Origin of the sequence: Bacillus sp. AFS073361 (genome assembly GCF_002567005.1) — a bacterium.
Taxonomy (GTDB): Bacteria; Bacillota; Bacilli; order Bacillales; family Cytobacillaceae; genus Neobacillus.
Window position 1 is genome coordinate 59888 of sequence record NZ_NUZU01000015.1, and the last position, 16119, is coordinate 76006.

Consider the following 16119-nt stretch of genomic DNA (forward strand, 5'->3'; position numbering starts at 1 on the left):
TGGTAGGAATGAATAAAAAGATGCTTTTTTGTGCAACGGTGGATTATCATTTCAAAGCTTTTCATTTACCATATTTAAAGTGGTTTAAGGAGCAGGGATGGGAAGTACATGTTGCAGCATCTGGTGAAATGAAACTTCCATATGTAGACAGAAAATATAATATCCCGATTCAAAGATCACCTTTTGACCCAAAAAATATGGTGGCTTATAAAATACTTAAATCAATAATCGATAATAATCAGTATAAAATTATCCATTGTCACACACCGATGGGTGGAGTCCTTACAAGGTTAGCCGCGAGAGAGGCAAGAAGAAATGGAACAAAGGTCTTATATACGGCCCATGGATTTCATTTTTGTAAAGGTGCCCCATTCACAAACTGGATGCTATATTATCCAATAGAAAGAATCCTCTCTAGGTTTACTGATTGCCTTATTACGATCAATACTGAGGATTATAATATTGCAAAGAATCATCGGTTTAAAGCCCAAGAAATTAAACATGTTAATGGCGTTGGGGTGAATACGGACTTTTACAAACCAGTTGATGAAACACATAAATCTGTTTTAAGAAAAGAACATGGGTATGATACACAGGATTTTTTAATGTTTTACGCTGCAGAATTTAATAGGAATAAAAATCAAAAATTATTGATTGAATCATTAGCGCTAGTAAAAGATGAAGTTCCAAATGCAAAGCTATTACTTGCTGGAGTTGGACCTCTGCTACAAGATTGCAAAGAACTTTCCCTTAGATTAGGTGTCGATGGAATGGTTGACTTCCTTGGGTTTCGTAATGATATTGATAAATTACTAATGATCAGTGATATTGCAGTTGCCTCTAGTCTAAGAGAGGGGCTCCCAGTAAATATTATGGAAGCTATGGCCTGTGGCTTACCAGTAATAGCAAATGATAATCGAGGGCATAGAGAACTAATTGAAGATAGTATGAACGGTTGGTTAATAAGGAATAATTCAGAGGATTTCTCAAAGCGAATTATGACTCTTGCTCAAGCAGCTAAATTAAGATTTCAAATGGGTGAATATGGACGAAAGATGATATTCCAACACTATAGCACAAATAAAGTATTAGATGTACAGAGCAAAATGTATAAATTATATATGGAAAGATTGGAGGAAGAAATGTGGGCAACCCCTTAAGAATACTGCATGTGGTTGTTAATATGAATCGGGGTGGTGCCGAGACACTTTTAATGAATCTATACAGGAATATTGACCGATCGATAATTCAGTTTGATTTTTTAACATGTAAAGAGGGCATTTTCGACAAGGAAATTAATCAAATGGGGGGGAAAGTCCACAGAATCCCTTATATTTCTGATGTTGGACACTTCCAATATATTAAACAATTAGATACTTTTTTTGCTAACCATCAAGAATATAAAATAGTCCATTCCCACATGGATAAGATGAGCGGTTTAGTCCTTCGTGCAGCTAAAAGGGCAGGAATACCAAATCGTATTTCTCATAGTCATAGTACAAGTAATGAAGGCAGTATTATAGCAAAATTTTATAAATGGTACGCCGGAAAACATATCTTACCGAATGCGACAAAGTTATTAGCATGTTCAAATCAAGCAGCTAAGTGGTTATTTAAAAATAAATCAGAAAAAGCTCTTATTTTGAAAAATGGAATTGAGTGTGAAAGATTTAAATTTTCCCCAAAGATAAGAGGTGAGATTAGGGCGGAATTAAAAGTGAACGATGAGAGCCTTATCATTGGACATGTGGGTAGATTCTCAACACCAAAAAATCACTTATTTCTTATAGAGATATATAAGGAGGTAATAAAGGTTCACCCAAATTCTAAACTAATTCTAGTTGGAGACGGCCCATTACTTCTTGAGATAAAAAGTAAAGTTTCTGAGTACAATTTAACTGAAAAAGTGGAATTTCTTGGGGTTCGAAGTGACGTTGATCATTTGTTACAGGCTTTTGACCTATTTATATTTCCTTCATTTTATGAGGGCTTACCGGTTACAGTAATCGAAGCACAAGGAGCTGGACTTCCGTGCTTAATTTCAGATTCAATTACACAAGAGGTTGATATGGGTTTAAATTTAGTTGAATTTTTTCCAATATCAAATAAAGATGTTTGGATTGAAAGGATAAAGAAAATTGAACCAGATAAGGTGCAGCGATTTCTGTCTGTCCCCGTTCTGTCTAAAAAGGGCTATGATATAAAAGATACATCAAAACAGTTACAAGATTTCTACAGTGTAGTATCGAGGTGATATTAATGAAGCAGCTTACAATTTTTACACCAACATTCAATAGAGCATACTGTCTTAATAATTGTTATCAAAGCTTAAAGAAACAGACGAATAAGGACTTTGTATGGTTAATTGTGGATGATGGTTCTACAGATAACACTAAGGACTTAGTTAATCTGTGGATAGAAGAAAACATAATAGAAATCATTTATCATTTTCAAGCCAATCAGGGAATGCACGGTGCACATAATACAGCATATGAAATTATAGAAACAGAATTAAATGTGTGTATAGATTCAGATGATTTTATGCCTGAACAAGCAGTTGAAAAAATCATTACGACATGGAATGAATATGGGAATGATAAAGTCAGTGGAATAATTGGTCTAGATTCCCACATTGATGGGAAAATAATTGGCTCTACACTTCCTACCGAATTAGAATGTTCAACACTGTTTGATCTTTATTATAAATATGGGGTTAAAGGCGATAAAAAACTAGTTTATCGATCAGAGTTAACAAGACTTTATCCATATCCACTGTTCCAAGGTGAAAAATATGTAGGTTTGGCTTACAAATATTATATGCTAGATAAGGATTTCAAAATGATACTTTTGAATGAAATCCTTTGCTGTGTTGAATATCTCCCTGATGGATCATCATTAAATATGTTCAATCAATATCGTAGAAATCCTAAAGGATTTTCCTTTTATAGAAAGGAATTAATGAAGTTAACGTTTACCAACAAGTCATTTAAATTTAGGCAGGCAATCCATTATGTTTCAAGTAATTTAATGTTAAAGAATTGGCGCTTCTTAACTGACAGTCCTCATAAAGGACTGACAACATTAGCCTTTCCTTTAGGATTTTTATTATTTTTATATGTTACAGCTAAAACAAGGACTGCTTAAAATCAAAAATGATCTAAGCAGTTTTTGTTTTATTTGTGATTCTAAAAGGCTCCTTTGAAAGGAAATAGAAAATGACGATTCTATGGATTAATCTTGTTTTTGTTTTTATTTTTTCTCTTTTTGCTAGGTACTTCTCTACTCCAGGCCATATATCTATATCATTGCCTTTTAATAGGCCAAATATAATATTTAGTCTTTTGGCTTTAATGTCTTTAATATTTGTTGCAGGACTTCGATCAAATATTGGAGATACTTACTTTTACAAACATGCATATGAGGTAAATGACTTTAGTTGGAATCAAATTAGCAAACAGGAAAATGTAGGTTTTTGGCTGTTACAAAAGATTTTAAAAAACTACTCTGAAGATCCACAAATATTAATTTTTACGGCTGCTGTAATTACAAATGCTCTTATTTTATTTATTTTTCTAAAATATTCCAGAATGTTTGAACTCAGTATTTATGTCTATATAACAGGTGGTTTATATCTAGTTTCAATGAATGGACTTAGGCAAGTCATGACAGCCGCGGTTATCTTTACTGCAACTAAGTTTTTGATTGAAGGGAATTGGTTTAAATATATTTTAGTTGTCCTATTTGCAGCAACTCTACATGAAAGTGCACTTGTCTTAATACCTATTTATTTTTTTGTGAGATATAAAGCCTGGTCAAAAGCTACATTTATCCTTTTGTTCTTTGCAATTTTAATAGTTCTGGGTTTTGACCAATTTTCCTCTATACTGTTTTCGACAATTGAAGATACGCAATACGGTCATTATCAAAACTTTCAAGAAGGAGGAGCAAATGTTATCAGGGTCGTAGTATATGCTGCACCACTAATCATTGCTTATTTTGGCCGGGAAAAGTTAAGGTTAATATTTCCTGAGAGTGATTATATTGTAAACATGGCGCTAATTGGATTGGTATTTATGATTATTTCTACTCAAAATTGGATATTTGCAAGATTTTCAATCTATTTTAACTTATATCAATTAATTTTAGTTTCTTGGATTGTAAAACTCTTTCGAGAGAAAGACCAAAGATTTGTCTATTATGGGTTACTAGTATCCTATTTTCTATTTTACTATTATGAAAGTGTCATTAGTTTAAATATCATTTATAAAAGTAACTATTTAAGCCTGTAAGGTTTTAAAGGGGAAGTGTAAATTTCAAATGAGGCAGCCTGGAAAAAAGAGAATCTTACATATAGTTAGTTCAATGGATCGCGGTGGAGCTGAAACACTTATTATGAATGTCTACAGGAATGTTGACAGATCTCAGATTCAGTTTGACTTTATTGTCCATGGTTCTGAAAAAGGTGACTATGAGGATGAAATCTTGGAAATGGGTGGAAAAATATACAGAATATTAAGTCTCGGTCAGCTTGGCCCTATACGTTATTTAAAAGAATTGGTAAGGGTCATGCATTTCTATCCATACCAAGCTGTTCATTCCCATACAGATTTTCAGAGTGGTTTTCCAACAATGGCAGCAAAACTAGTAGGAATTAAGCAAAGGATTTGCCATTCTCATAGTACTAACTGGCAAAAAGGGGAAAGGCTGAAGGAAAGAGTTATCTTGAGAGTGTTTAAAACCATTATAAAAATTTCAGCGACAAGTTACTGCAGCTGCAGTGAAGAAGCCGCCATATTTTTGTTTGGTAAACATGTTTTGAAAAAAGGAAAGGTTAAAGTCCTTAAAAACGGGATTGACGTTAAGAAATTTGCTAACGTAGATAGAACCTTCAGAAAAATCCTACTTGAGGAGCTTCAATTACCAGAAGAAGTGATTACCATTGGCCATGTTGGGACGTTCTCTGAATCAAAAAATCAATTATTTATCTTGAAAGTTCTCAAAAGTTTGTTGGAAAAAGATTCTCGGTTTGTAATGTTATTAGTTGGAGACGGGCCCCTAAAACAACAGATTGAGGATGAATCTAAAAGGCTTGGAATTATCGATAATATTAGGTTTTTGGGAGTTAGATCTGATATTCCAAATTTAATGAACGCATTTGATTTATTTTTATTCCCTTCGAAATTTGAGGGATTTGGAATTGTTGCCCTTGAGGCTCAAAGCTCTGGGACACCTTGTGTTCTTTCAGATGCAATTCCAAATAGAGTAGATATGGGATTAGGTTTAGTTTCATTTATCAATCTTGATCAAAGTATTGAGGTTTGGTGTGAGGCAATTAATAAAGGACTATTAATAAAAAGACCAGATAACAAAATGATTATTAATAAGGTAGTAAGTAAGGGTTATAACATTCAAAATAACATCCAAGACTGGCTGAATATATATGAAATGAATGCGGTCGAAATGGTGAGGGATTGAAAAATGACAAAAAGGAAAATATTGATTTCTTCGTTTGACTTGGCTATAGGTGGAGTAGAAAGAAGTCTTATTGGATTGCTAAATCATATTGATTATAACCAATACGAAGTGGACTTAATGTTATTTAAACATGAAGGAGATTTCCTCCCATTCTTACCATCTGGTCCTGAGTTATTACCAGAACTTCCACTGTATACAACCTTCAGAATGCCAATCGCTCAAATAGCAAAAGAAGGTCATTATCCAGTTGCTATTTCGAGAATCATGGCAAAATATATTGGTTCCTTACATGGGAAAATGAAAAATATTGATGAGCCAGGCTACCTTGTTATTCAATATGGTTGGGAAATGGCTAATCCCTACCTTCCAAAATTAAAAAAAGAATATGATGTGGCCATAGGTTTTCTATGGCCACATCATTTTGTAGCCGAAAAGGTAAAAGCAAAAAAGAGGATTGGATGGATACATACCGATTATTCAAATATTCATTTGAACCAGAAACTCGAAACAAAGATGTGGAATAAACTGGACAATATTGTTGCTGTCTCGGAAGAATGTTCAAATACATTCCTAGAACTATTTCCAGCCCAAAAGCAAAAAACAATGGTTATTGAAAATATTTTGTCCCCTATATTTATTAGGAAACAAGCAGACGAAATTCAACCAGAAGAAATGAAAAAGATTCCAGGAAAAACCATTCTTCTAACTGTTGGTCGCCTTACACATGCAAAAGGGTTGGATCATGCAATAAAAGCATGTAAAGAATTATTAAATGCTGGTTACGATATTGAATGGTATTTGGTTGGATATGGCCCTCTCGAAAATGACTTGAGGGAACTTATCAATCAATTAGACTTGTCAAATAGGTTTTTTCTGCTAGGTAAAAAGACAAATCCATATCCATACATTAAAGCATGTGATATCTATGTACAGCCGTCACGGTATGAAGGAAAGGCGGTGACAATTAGAGAAGCCCAAATACTAGGGAAGCCAGTTGTTATCACGAATTTCCCAACAGCTAAAAGCCAAGCAATTGATGGAATAGATGCATTAATTACCTCACAAGATGTTACTGGCATTGTAAAGGGAATCGAAAGTTTAATAAGTGATGACAACCTCCGAAATAAACTTATATCAAATGTTCTTTCAAAGGATTATGGAAACGAAAGCGAAATTGAAAAATTATATAACCTAATAGGTTAGAATTAAAAAAAAGGAGGTTCCAATAAAAATGGCAATACTTATTACAGGTGGAGCAGGTTATATCGGCAGCCATACTTGTGTTGAATTATTGAATGATGGCTATGAAATAATTGTTTTGGATAATTTTATTAATAGTAATCCAGAATCCCTGAACAGAATAAGTGAAATTACCGATAAAAAGTTTAAAAATTATTATATTGATTTGCTGGATAAAGAGAAAGTAAATCAAGTTTTCGAGGAAAATGAGATCGAAGCAGTCATCCACTTTGCTGGCCTAAAAGCGGTTGGTGAATCGGTCAGTATTCCACTTTATTATTATCATAATAACATTACAGGGACGGTTGTTCTCTGTGAAGCAATGAAGCGACATAATGTTAAGAAATTAGTATTCAGTTCCTCTGCTACTGTTTATGGAATGCCAGAAAGATTTCCAATTTCGGAGGATTTTCCTTTAAGTGCATTGAACCCATACGGCCGAACGAAGTTAATGATTGAAGAAATCTTACATGATCTATATATTTCTGATAGTGATTGGAGCATTGCACTATTAAGATACTTTAATCCAATCGGTGCCCATAAAAGTGGACTTATTGGGGAAGATCCCAGTGGTATTCCTAATAACCTGATGCCTTATATAACACAAGTTGCTGTAGGGAAACTAAAGGAACTAAATGTCTTTGGGAATCAATATCAAACCAAAGATGGTACGGGTGTACGGGACTATATTCACGTGGTAGACTTAGCTGTGGGGCACTTGAGAGCACTTGAGAAGATTTCAAAATCAACGGGTATTGATTCGTATAATTTAGGAACTGGTAAAGGCTATAGCGTTTTAGAAATGGTAGAATCGTTTGAAAGGGCATCTAAGAAAAAGATACCTTATAAGATTGTAGAAGCAAGGCCAGGTGATGCAGCAGTTTGTTATGCTGACTCTTTAAAAGCAAAGCAAGAGCTTGGATGGGTGGCTGTGAGGGGAATTGAAGAAATGTGTGCGGATTCATGGAAATGGCAGATGAAAAACCCCAACGGATATGAAACTAGAATTGAAGATGAAGAAGATCACCACTTAATAAATAGTGGTGATTTTTTTATTCGTGTGAGGTAGACAAATGGAAGGATCTAAATTATTAACTCAGCAGAAATTCCAGCAACTATTATTTAATACAATTACTATGGCTCAGGAAAATGAAAAGATTAGAGTCAAAGAAATAATAGAAGAAATTAAACAACAAATAATTTCAGAAAAAAATTAAATGTAAACTTAGAATTTGTAGGGGATGGCTAGTATTGAAGCGATTGTTTGATTTCACAGTTTCATTGGTTTTGTTAATAGGTTTCTCCCCCATCTTTCTCATTATTGCTTTGTTGGTAAAGTTAAAGTTAGGATCTCCAATCACATTCAGACAGCAACGTCCTGGATTATTTGGAAAACCTTTTTACCTTTATAAACTTAGATCAATGACAAATGAAAAAGATCATAAAGGACAATTGTTACCAGACTATGAAAGGCTGACTCCCTTTGGTCAGTTTCTAAGAAAATATAGTTTAGATGAATACCCTCAGTTAATTAATGTGATTAAGGGGGATATTAGTTTAGTTGGGCCCAGGCCACTCTTAATGGAGTATCTTCCGTTATATACAAAGGAGCAATCAAAAAGGCACAATGTTAGACCTGGCATAACTGGTTGGGCACAAGTAAATGGACGGAATGCAATTTCGTGGGAAGCGAAATTTGAGTTAGATGTCTGGTATGTAAATAATCGTTCATTCTTACTTGATATGAAAATCCTATTTTTAACCGTATTCAAAGTAGCAGCTACTGAAGGAATAAACCAACCAGGAAAAGCGACTATGGAAAGCTTTAAAGGGTCAGGTTCTACTATTGGAGGGGGTCATGGATGAAAATTGTAGTAGTTGGTCGTGGAGGTCATAGTAAAGTAATCGAAGATATGATTTTATCTTATCAAGAAAATCAAATTGTCGGATTTTTAGATGATAAATACAACAATGTAAGCCTAAATGAAAATATTTATTTTGGTCCTATTTCATCAGCTAAAAGATTGGTGGATAACTTTGGTGACATAAAGTTTGTCATAGCTATTGGAGATAATAAAATTCGCCAATCGATTGTTCAAAGATTAAATCTTTCTGATGAGAATTATGTAACTGTGATTCATGAGTCTGCGGTGATTAGCCCTAGTGCGATGATAGACAATGGGACAGTTGTCATGCCTCATGCTGTAATAAATGCTGATACAAGAATTGGTGTTCATTCTATTATAAACACGGGCACAGTGATTGAGCACGATTGTAATATAGGTGATTTTTCCCATGTTTGCCCAGGAACCACAGTAACAGGAACTGTCCAAATAGGTGAAGGTGGTTATATTGGAGCGGGGGCCACAATTATCCCGAACGTTAAGATTGGTGACTGGGCCATTATTGGTGCGGGTGCAACAGTGATCATGGATATTCCAGCTCATTGTACTGCTGTTGGTATACCTGCAAAAGTAAAAAAAGTTAATCAAATGGGTGTGGAGGTGAACTAATTGATAGATACAGCACAAAAAAAGAAAATTTTTCTTTCGTCACCACATATGAGTGGTAACGAGCTACAGTATATAAAGGAAGCATTTGAAACCAACTGGATTGCCCCACTTGGACCCAATGTTGATGAATTTGAAAAAGAAATATCCGAATATGTAGGATCCAATGAAGCTGTTGCTGTTAGTTCAGGAACTGCAGCGATTCATTTGGCTCTTTCTTTATTAGATGTGAAAAAGGGTGACAAAGTTTTTTGTTCCAGCCTCACCTTTATTGCTAGTGCAAATCCAATAATTTATCAGGGCGCAGTTCCAGTATTTATTGACTCCGAGCCAGAAACCTGGAATATGTCTCCGGATGCTTTAGAAAGGGCATTTAAAGATGCTTCAATTGAAGGTAAACTACCAAAAGCAATTATCGTTGTGAACTTGTATGGCCAAAGTGCAAAAATGGATGAGATATCTTCCATATGCAATTGTTATAATGTACCAATAATTGAAGATGCCGCGGAGTCCCTTGGTTCTACATATAAAGGAAAACCAAGTGGAACATTTGGACAGTTTGGTATTTATTCATTTAATGGTAACAAGATTATCACAACTTCAGGTGGCGGGATGCTTATTTCGAACAATATAGAAGCATTAAAAAAGGCTCGCTTTCTGGCCACTCAAGCCCGGGATCCAGCTCCGCATTATCAACACAGCAATATTGGATTTAATTACCGGATGAGTAATATCTTAGCAGGTGTGGGAAGGGCTCAATTAGGGGTTTTAAATGAACGAATAAAAGCAAGAAGAGATGTTTTTAAACGATATTTTCAAGAATTAGCTCATCATCCAGGTTTTAACTTTATGCCCGAACTAGAAAATACTTTATCAAATCGTTGGCTGACAGCTCTCACAATAAATGAAGAAGAAGCAGGTGTTTCTGTTAGGGAATTATTAGAAGCCTTAACCGAAGAGAATATTGAGGCTCGACCTGTTTGGAAGCCGCTTCATTTGCAACCTATTTTCCAAGGAGTTAAATATTATCCACATGGCGAAAGCGAGAATATCTCTGAGAAACTTTTTAATAATGGAATATGTTTACCCTCGGGCTCAAATATGACTGAAGATGACCAAATGAGAATAATTAATTGTATTAAAGATACGGTATTAAAAGGGAATGAAAGAAGGAGATGTATTTAATCTCAAAAAATAATAGAAGATAAAAACGGGGTATGAGAATGATAGGAAGAAATATATATGAAATTCGAATGAAGAAAGGACTTACATTATCAGAGCTTGCAGAACGTGCTGGTATTTCAAAGTCCTACCTAAGTAATATTGAGCGTAACTTAAACCAGAATCCCTCAATCCAAGTCATTAGAAAGATAGCACGTGTTTTGGATGTTGATCTAAAGTTATTAATAAATACAGATTCAATAAAAGAGGAAAATCAACTACTAGATAACGAGTGGATCGATTTAGCAAATGAATTTAAAAAATCGGGAATAGAAAAAAGTCAAATTAAAGATTTTAAACAACTAATTGAATTTATTAAGTGGCAGAATCAAAATATGGATGCAAAAAAATAAGTTTTTTTTAATTTAAGTTATCTGGATCTGGCCGACTTCACCATTTCCTTATCATTTAATATTATGAAGGTAGGCGGATGCAAATTGAATCAAAAAGTAAGTGTAGTTGTTCCGATATATATGGTTGAGCAATATCTTTCAAGATGTGTAGAAAGCATTTTGGAACAAACATATACAAATTTAGAGATTATTCTTGTGAATGATGGATCCCCTGATCATTGTGGAACAATTGCTGAAGACTATGCGATATCTGATAATCGGGTCAAAGTTTTCCATAAGGAAAATGGAGGATTATCTGATGCAAGGAATTATGGCATTCAGTATGTAACAGGAGAATATACTCTTTTTGTTGACAGTGATGATTGGCTAGATAGGAAAATGATTGAAGAGCTGGTTCGAGTAAGTGTTGATTATCAGGCGGAGGTAGTGCAATCAGCGTTTTATTATGCCTATCATGATCACCTGTTATTTGATAATGGAGTATATAACCAGCAGGCTTCTCCGGTTGTATTGGATAATAAATCATTAATGTATGAACTTGTAAGAAACAATATGGTCAAAAACTTTGCCTGGGGCAAACTTTACAAAACCAAGCTAATTAAAGACATTCCTTTTAAAAAAGGTGTTTTATTTGAAGATGTATTTTGGGCCCATCAAGTTATGCAAAGAGTGCAAACCTTCGTTTGTTTAAATAAACCCTATTATTTTTACCTCCAAAGGGATGATAGTATTGTAGCAACATATTCCACTAGGAATTTAGATATAATTAAAGGTTTAAAAGAAAGGCACATTTTTATTGAAAAGTATTATGGGAATCTAATTGATGAGTCTTTTAAGATGCTTTTAAAAACAAATTTAATTCACTATAACATTCTTCTAATAAATAGAGGGAAAGATAAACGAGGATTGTATAGAAAGGAAATACATCTTTATATAAAGGATAACTTTACTAACTTTATGAAAGCTGTGGACAATGATAAAGATTTAAAAAAACAATTGGTATTGTTTAGGATTCACCCATATGTGAATGTATTTTTTCTTGTTATCAAAAGGTTGTTAAGGAGGATAAAAGTGATTCCTCAGCCTAGTGGGTTACAAAGAATGGATATTAAGAGAATATAAGAATATAAGTAAGGCAACTCCTATAAATTGGGGGGTGCTTTTTTTATTTCCTTCAAAGAGGGGATTAGACTTTGATAAAAAAGTATTTAGCACTAATCATGATTTATTTATTCAACTGTCTACCTATTAAGAAAAATAAAATATTTCTATTTAGTTACTATGGAAGCCAATATGGATGTAGCCCTAAATATATTTCAGAATATATCCATAAAAATTATCCTAAGGAAACATTTGATGTGGTGTGGGCTTTCAATGATCTTACTGGGAAAGCACATTTAAACAGTTTTCGAAAGGTAAAGATCATGACACTTAGGTATTTTTATGAACTATGCACATCAAAAGTTGTAATTACAAATTTTAGAACGACAGATTTATATGTTAAGAGGAAAAATCAATATTATATTCAAACCTGGCATAGCTCTCTGCGTTTAAAACAAATAGAAAAAGATGCGGAAGAAGCTCTGCCACAAAACTATATTCGAATGTCTAAAAAGGATTCTGCTAAATGTGATTTATTATTATCTGGATGTGAATTTAGTTCGAAAATCTTCAAAAAGTCATTTTGGTATGATGGTGAAATCCTTGAAGTTGGTACACCTAGAAATGATTTACTGTTCAAAGATAATACATATTTAAGAATAAAAGTTCTCCATGATTTAAAGATTGAGGAAAATCGAAAGGTCGTTCTATATGCACCGACATTTAGGAAAGACAATAATCATTTAGAAATCTACAACTTGGACTACTCAAACCTTACTGAACGGTTTGAACATAAATTTGGTGGGGAGTGGACCTTTTTAGTCAAATTACATCCGCACTTAATTTCTAAGTCAAGTGAGCTAAGTTTTGGTGAAAATGTTATTGATGTATCTTCTTATGATGATATTCAAGAACTATTAAGTATTGCAGACGTTTTAATAACAGATTATTCATCACTTATGTTTGACTTTTCTATTACTCAAAGACCTTGTTTCTTGTATATACCTGATCTAGTTGAATATATAAAAAAGGATAGAAATTTATATTTTGATGTTAAGGAATTACCTTTTATTAGTGCCGAGAGCACAAAAGAGTTACTGGATAAAATAGAATACTTTGATAATGAAATGTACAGTCAAAACTTATCAGAATTTTTTATGCAAGTAGGATCATTTGAAAAGGGAGTGGCAAGTGAGCTCCTACTTAAGCATATAGAAGAGGTTTGCTTTAACGTGAATAGGAGGAATAGTTATGAAAGAAAAGCAATATAAAGTTGGCTATACAACTGGAGTATTTGATTTATTTCATGTAGGGCATCTCAATATATTAAAACGAGCAAAAGAACAATGTGAATATTTAATTGTTGGGGTTAGTACAGATGAATTGGTAATGAAATATAAAAATAAGCTGCCAGTTATTCCGCATAATGAAAGAATGGAGATTGTCGAGGGTATAAAATATGTTAACGAGGTTGTTCCTCAGACCAATAGGGATAAATTCTTAGCTTGGGAACTACTACAATTTGACGTAATGTTTGTAGGTGACGACTGGAAGGGAAACGCACTATTTAATGAGGTTGAAAAGAAATTCAATATGGTTGGGGCAGATATTATTTATTTTCCTTATACCCAGGGTGTTTCATCTACCCTTGTTAAACAAAAAATAACTTTATAAGAACTAAAGCCCTTAATAAATAATATTAGAAAAAGAGTGAGGTGATAAATACTTAATGAAAAAACAACTATTATTTGTAATAGATTCATTGGATTGTGCAGGGGCAGAAAAAAGTCTGGTAACACTTTTATCGCTTTTAGATTATACCAAACACTCCGTAGACTTAATGCTGTTTGGACACGGTGGTGAACTTGAGGAATTGCTCCCTACAGAAGTGAAGATTTTAAAGCCATTAAAGTATACAGAATTTGCAGCCTTAGACATAAAGAAGGCAATAAAAGATTCAATAAAGGGTGTTGACTTTAAAATGTTATCTTCCAGGATGAAATATTCCATAGGAATACGTAAGAAAAAATATAGCAACGCACAAAAGGCACGAGTATTTTGGCAAAGTGTTTCGAATGTGATTGAAAAAAATTCTAAAGAATATGATTTTGCCATTAGTTATGCCCAAGGTATCCCTACATTCTATGTAGCAGAAAAAGTAAGAGCTAAGAAAAAGTTCGCATGGGTGAATGTAAGTTATAGGTTAGATAAAGTAGAAAAAGATTTTCAAAAAAAATATTATGATGAATACAATAAAATAGTAGCTGTTTCCGATACTACTAAAGAGATATTTCTGGAGACTTTCCCTGCATATTCCAAAAAGGTTGAGGTTATTTATGATATTAACAACCCTGAATTTATTATCAAGATGGCTGATTTTGGGCAAGGCTATAAGGACAATTTTGATGGAATCAGGATTCTAACCATTGGTAGATTAGCTCATCAAAAAGGATATGATCTAGCACTTGAGGCTTGCAAAAAGCTTAAAGAAAAAGGTATTAAATTTAGATGGTATGCTTTAGGAAAGGGACCATTAATAAAAGAAATAGAGGAAAAAATAATAGAAAATAATTTATCAGACCATTTTGTATTGTTGGGGGTTAAGTCCAATCCATACCCATATATTAAAAATGCTGATATATATGTACAAACATCGAGATTTGAGGGTTTTGGAATTGCTATTGCAGAAGCGCGGATGCTAAATGTTCCAGTTGTAACTACAAGGTTTGACGCCGTTTACAGTCAAATGATAGAAGGGAAAAATGGTCTAGTCGTAGATATGAGTTCAAAAGCAGTTTATGATGGGATACTTAAAATGATAAATGAAATAGAATTAAGGGAAAGTATCGTTGATTACTTACGCGTCGAAAAAAAAGGAAATATTGAGGAAGTAGAAAAATTTTATAACTTAATAAGTTAAGTGAAAGCGAGTAATAATATGAAGAAAAAAATATTATTTATGCTTATTAACATGAATGTGGGTGGAACTGAAAAAGCGTTGCTCAACATGATAAATGAGATTCCAAAAGAAGAATACGATATTACAGTATTAATGCTAGAGAAATACGGTGGCTTTTTAAATTCAATACCAAGTCATGTCCATATTGAATATTTAACCGGATACAAGGATATAAAATATATTTTAAATCAGCCCCCTCACTTAACCGCTGTAAACTTTCTTAAGTCGGGTAAAGTGATAAAGTCAATGAGTATGTTATTATTCTTCCTACTTTCCAAAATATTGAAGGAAAGAAGCTTATTTTTTAAGTATCTTTTAAAAGGATATCAAGGAAATGAAATTGAATATGATCTTGCAGTAGCTTATGCCGGCCCAATGGACTTCATAAGCTTTTTTGTTATAAACAAGATAAAGGCTAAAAAGAAAGTTCAGTGGATACATTTTGACGTGAATAAAATAGGGTTTAATGAAAGGTTTGCCGCTAAAATATATAAAAAATTTGATCGAATTTTTGTTGTTTCCAACCAAGGAAAGGATAAGTTAGTATCTAAATTACCTTTTCTTAAGGAAAAAACAGATACGTTCTTTAATTTAATTTCACCAAATGCAATCGATAAAATGGCTAAGGAAGGAATTGGATTTGAGGACAAATTCAAAGGAGTTAGAATACTCACTGTAGGACGGCTAACCAAAGAGAAGGGACAGGATTTAACTATCCCAGTCCTAGCAAAATTGAAAAATAGTGGATATAACGTTCGATGGTATTGTATAGGGGATGGAGGTGCACGGAAAGAATATGAAGATTTAATTAATAAAAATAATATTGTGAATGACTTCATATTATTAGGAGCGAATACTAATCCATATCCTTTCATGCAGCAATGTAATATATATGTTCAACCCTCACGCCATGAAGGTTACTGTATTACATTATCTGAAGCAAAGTATTTAAATAAACCCATTATTAGTACTAATTTTACTGGAGCTAATGAACAAATTACGAACAATAAGACAGGTTTAATAATTAAATTTGATGAAATAGAAATGTACAATTCTGTAAAAAAACTGCTTGATGATAAAAAATTAAGGGAAAATATAATAAAAGATTCGAGGTATGAAATTATTTCTCCAACTAAGGAAATTGAGAAGTTTTTAGATATTGTTAATAGTAATAACTAAAATCCAAAATATATAATGTAATTTGGAAACTTTCATCTTACCCTAGTATTACTATGGGTCCTGCTATATTTAATTATATAAA

At 33.3% G+C, this 16119-nt stretch carries 17 protein-coding genes; all 17 read left to right on the forward strand.

What is annotated here, in order from left to right:
• The first annotated feature begins 8 nt into the window (after nucleotides 1–8).
• The 17 genes from COJ96_RS10090 (at nucleotide 9) to COJ96_RS10165 (ending at nucleotide 16037) form a co-directional block, all read left to right on the forward strand.
• A complete protein-coding gene (locus COJ96_RS10090) occupies nucleotides 9–1160 on the forward strand; it encodes a glycosyltransferase family 4 protein (RefSeq protein ID WP_098572817.1) in 1152 nt (383 codons plus the stop codon).
• On the forward strand, nucleotides 1145–2254 hold the full coding sequence (locus COJ96_RS10095; RefSeq protein ID WP_098572818.1) for a glycosyltransferase family 1 protein: 1110 nt from the start codon (nucleotides 1145–1147) through the stop codon (nucleotides 2252–2254). The genes COJ96_RS10090 and COJ96_RS10095 overlap by 16 nt, the downstream gene beginning before the upstream one ends.
• A 5-nt stretch (nucleotides 2255–2259) precedes the next feature.
• The gene (locus COJ96_RS10100; RefSeq protein ID WP_098572819.1) at nucleotides 2260–3144 is read left to right on the forward strand and encodes a glycosyltransferase family 2 protein; all 885 of its coding nucleotides are present in this window, start codon (nucleotides 2260–2262) and stop codon (nucleotides 3142–3144) included.
• Between the two features lie 71 nt (nucleotides 3145–3215).
• Nucleotides 3216–4289 (forward strand): EpsG family protein, encoded by a 1074-nt coding sequence (locus COJ96_RS10105; RefSeq protein ID WP_098572820.1) that lies wholly within the window; start codon nucleotides 3216–3218, stop codon nucleotides 4287–4289.
• A 28-nt stretch (nucleotides 4290–4317) separates the two neighbouring features.
• The gene (locus COJ96_RS10110; protein WP_098572821.1) at nucleotides 4318–5475 is read left to right on the forward strand and encodes a glycosyltransferase family 1 protein; all 1158 of its coding nucleotides are present in this window, start codon (nucleotides 4318–4320) and stop codon (nucleotides 5473–5475) included.
• 3 nt (nucleotides 5476–5478) lie between these two features.
• A complete protein-coding gene (locus COJ96_RS10115; RefSeq protein ID WP_098572822.1) occupies nucleotides 5479–6678 on the forward strand; it encodes a glycosyltransferase in 1200 nt (399 codons plus the stop codon).
• A 28-nt stretch (nucleotides 6679–6706) separates the two neighbouring features.
• The gene (gene galE / locus COJ96_RS10120; RefSeq protein WP_098572823.1) at nucleotides 6707–7783 is read left to right on the forward strand and encodes a UDP-glucose 4-epimerase GalE; all 1077 of its coding nucleotides are present in this window, start codon (nucleotides 6707–6709) and stop codon (nucleotides 7781–7783) included.
• Between the two features lie 4 nt (nucleotides 7784–7787).
• Nucleotides 7788–7931: a YwzD family small protein gene (locus tag COJ96_RS28560; RefSeq protein WP_180230046.1), complete on the forward strand. Its 144-nt coding sequence runs from the start codon at nucleotides 7788–7790 to the stop codon at nucleotides 7929–7931.
• Between the two features lie 34 nt (nucleotides 7932–7965).
• A complete protein-coding gene (locus tag COJ96_RS10125) occupies nucleotides 7966–8580 on the forward strand; it encodes a sugar transferase (protein ID WP_098572824.1) in 615 nt (204 codons plus the stop codon).
• A complete protein-coding gene (locus tag COJ96_RS10130; protein ID WP_098572825.1) occupies nucleotides 8577–9227 on the forward strand; it encodes an acetyltransferase in 651 nt (216 codons plus the stop codon). The genes COJ96_RS10125 and COJ96_RS10130 overlap by 4 nt, the downstream gene beginning before the upstream one ends.
• Complete coding sequence (locus tag COJ96_RS10135; protein ID WP_098572826.1) at nucleotides 9228–10409, forward strand: DegT/DnrJ/EryC1/StrS family aminotransferase; 1182 nt, start codon at nucleotides 9228–9230, stop codon at nucleotides 10407–10409.
• A 38-nt stretch (nucleotides 10410–10447) separates the two neighbouring features.
• Nucleotides 10448–10798 (forward strand): helix-turn-helix domain-containing protein, encoded by a 351-nt coding sequence (locus COJ96_RS10140; protein ID WP_098572827.1) that lies wholly within the window; start codon nucleotides 10448–10450, stop codon nucleotides 10796–10798.
• An 84-nt stretch (nucleotides 10799–10882) separates the two neighbouring features.
• Complete coding sequence (locus tag COJ96_RS10145) at nucleotides 10883–11920, forward strand: glycosyltransferase family 2 protein (protein ID WP_098572828.1); 1038 nt, start codon at nucleotides 10883–10885, stop codon at nucleotides 11918–11920.
• Between the two features lie 71 nt (nucleotides 11921–11991).
• Nucleotides 11992–13170, forward strand: coding sequence for a CDP-glycerol glycerophosphotransferase family protein (locus tag COJ96_RS10150; RefSeq protein ID WP_257148478.1), 1179 nt, complete (start codon nucleotides 11992–11994; stop codon nucleotides 13168–13170).
• The gene (locus tag COJ96_RS10155) at nucleotides 13151–13573 is read left to right on the forward strand and encodes an FAD synthase family protein (protein WP_098572829.1); all 423 of its coding nucleotides are present in this window, start codon (nucleotides 13151–13153) and stop codon (nucleotides 13571–13573) included. Before COJ96_RS10150 ends, COJ96_RS10155 begins: the two co-directional genes overlap by 20 nt.
• Nucleotides 13574–13628: 55 nt before the next feature.
• Nucleotides 13629–14819 carry a glycosyltransferase gene (locus COJ96_RS10160; protein WP_098572830.1) on the forward strand — a complete coding sequence of 397 codons (1191 nt, stop codon included), beginning with the start codon at nucleotides 13629–13631 and terminating at the stop codon, nucleotides 14817–14819.
• 18 nt (nucleotides 14820–14837) lie between these two features.
• On the forward strand, nucleotides 14838–16037 hold the full coding sequence (locus COJ96_RS10165) for a glycosyltransferase (protein WP_098572916.1): 1200 nt from the start codon (nucleotides 14838–14840) through the stop codon (nucleotides 16035–16037).
• Nucleotides 16038–16119: the final 82 nt, after the last annotated feature.

Coding starts and splice junctions, on each gene's coding strand:
- COJ96_RS10165 (WP_098572916.1), top strand. CDS start 14,838: ATGAAGAAAAAAATATTATTTATGCTTATTAACATGAATGTGGGTGGA.
- COJ96_RS10090 (WP_098572817.1), top strand. CDS start 9: ATGAATAAAAAGATGCTTTTTTGTGCAACGGTGGATTATCATTTCAAA.
- COJ96_RS10100 (WP_098572819.1), top strand. CDS start 2,260: ATGAAGCAGCTTACAATTTTTACACCAACATTCAATAGAGCATACTGT.
- COJ96_RS10140 (WP_098572827.1), top strand. CDS start 10,448: ATGATAGGAAGAAATATATATGAAATTCGAATGAAGAAAGGACTTACA.
- COJ96_RS10155 (WP_098572829.1), top strand. CDS start 13,151: ATGAAAGAAAAGCAATATAAAGTTGGCTATACAACTGGAGTATTTGAT.
- COJ96_RS10160 (WP_098572830.1), top strand. CDS start 13,629: ATGAAAAAACAACTATTATTTGTAATAGATTCATTGGATTGTGCAGGG.
- galE (WP_098572823.1), top strand. CDS start 6,707: ATGGCAATACTTATTACAGGTGGAGCAGGTTATATCGGCAGCCATACT.
- COJ96_RS10105 (WP_098572820.1), top strand. CDS start 3,216: ATGACGATTCTATGGATTAATCTTGTTTTTGTTTTTATTTTTTCTCTT.
- COJ96_RS10130 (WP_098572825.1), top strand. CDS start 8,577: ATGAAAATTGTAGTAGTTGGTCGTGGAGGTCATAGTAAAGTAATCGAA.
- COJ96_RS10115 (WP_098572822.1), top strand. CDS start 5,479: ATGACAAAAAGGAAAATATTGATTTCTTCGTTTGACTTGGCTATAGGT.
- COJ96_RS28560 (WP_180230046.1), top strand. CDS start 7,788: ATGGAAGGATCTAAATTATTAACTCAGCAGAAATTCCAGCAACTATTA.
- COJ96_RS10110 (WP_098572821.1), top strand. CDS start 4,318: ATGAGGCAGCCTGGAAAAAAGAGAATCTTACATATAGTTAGTTCAATG.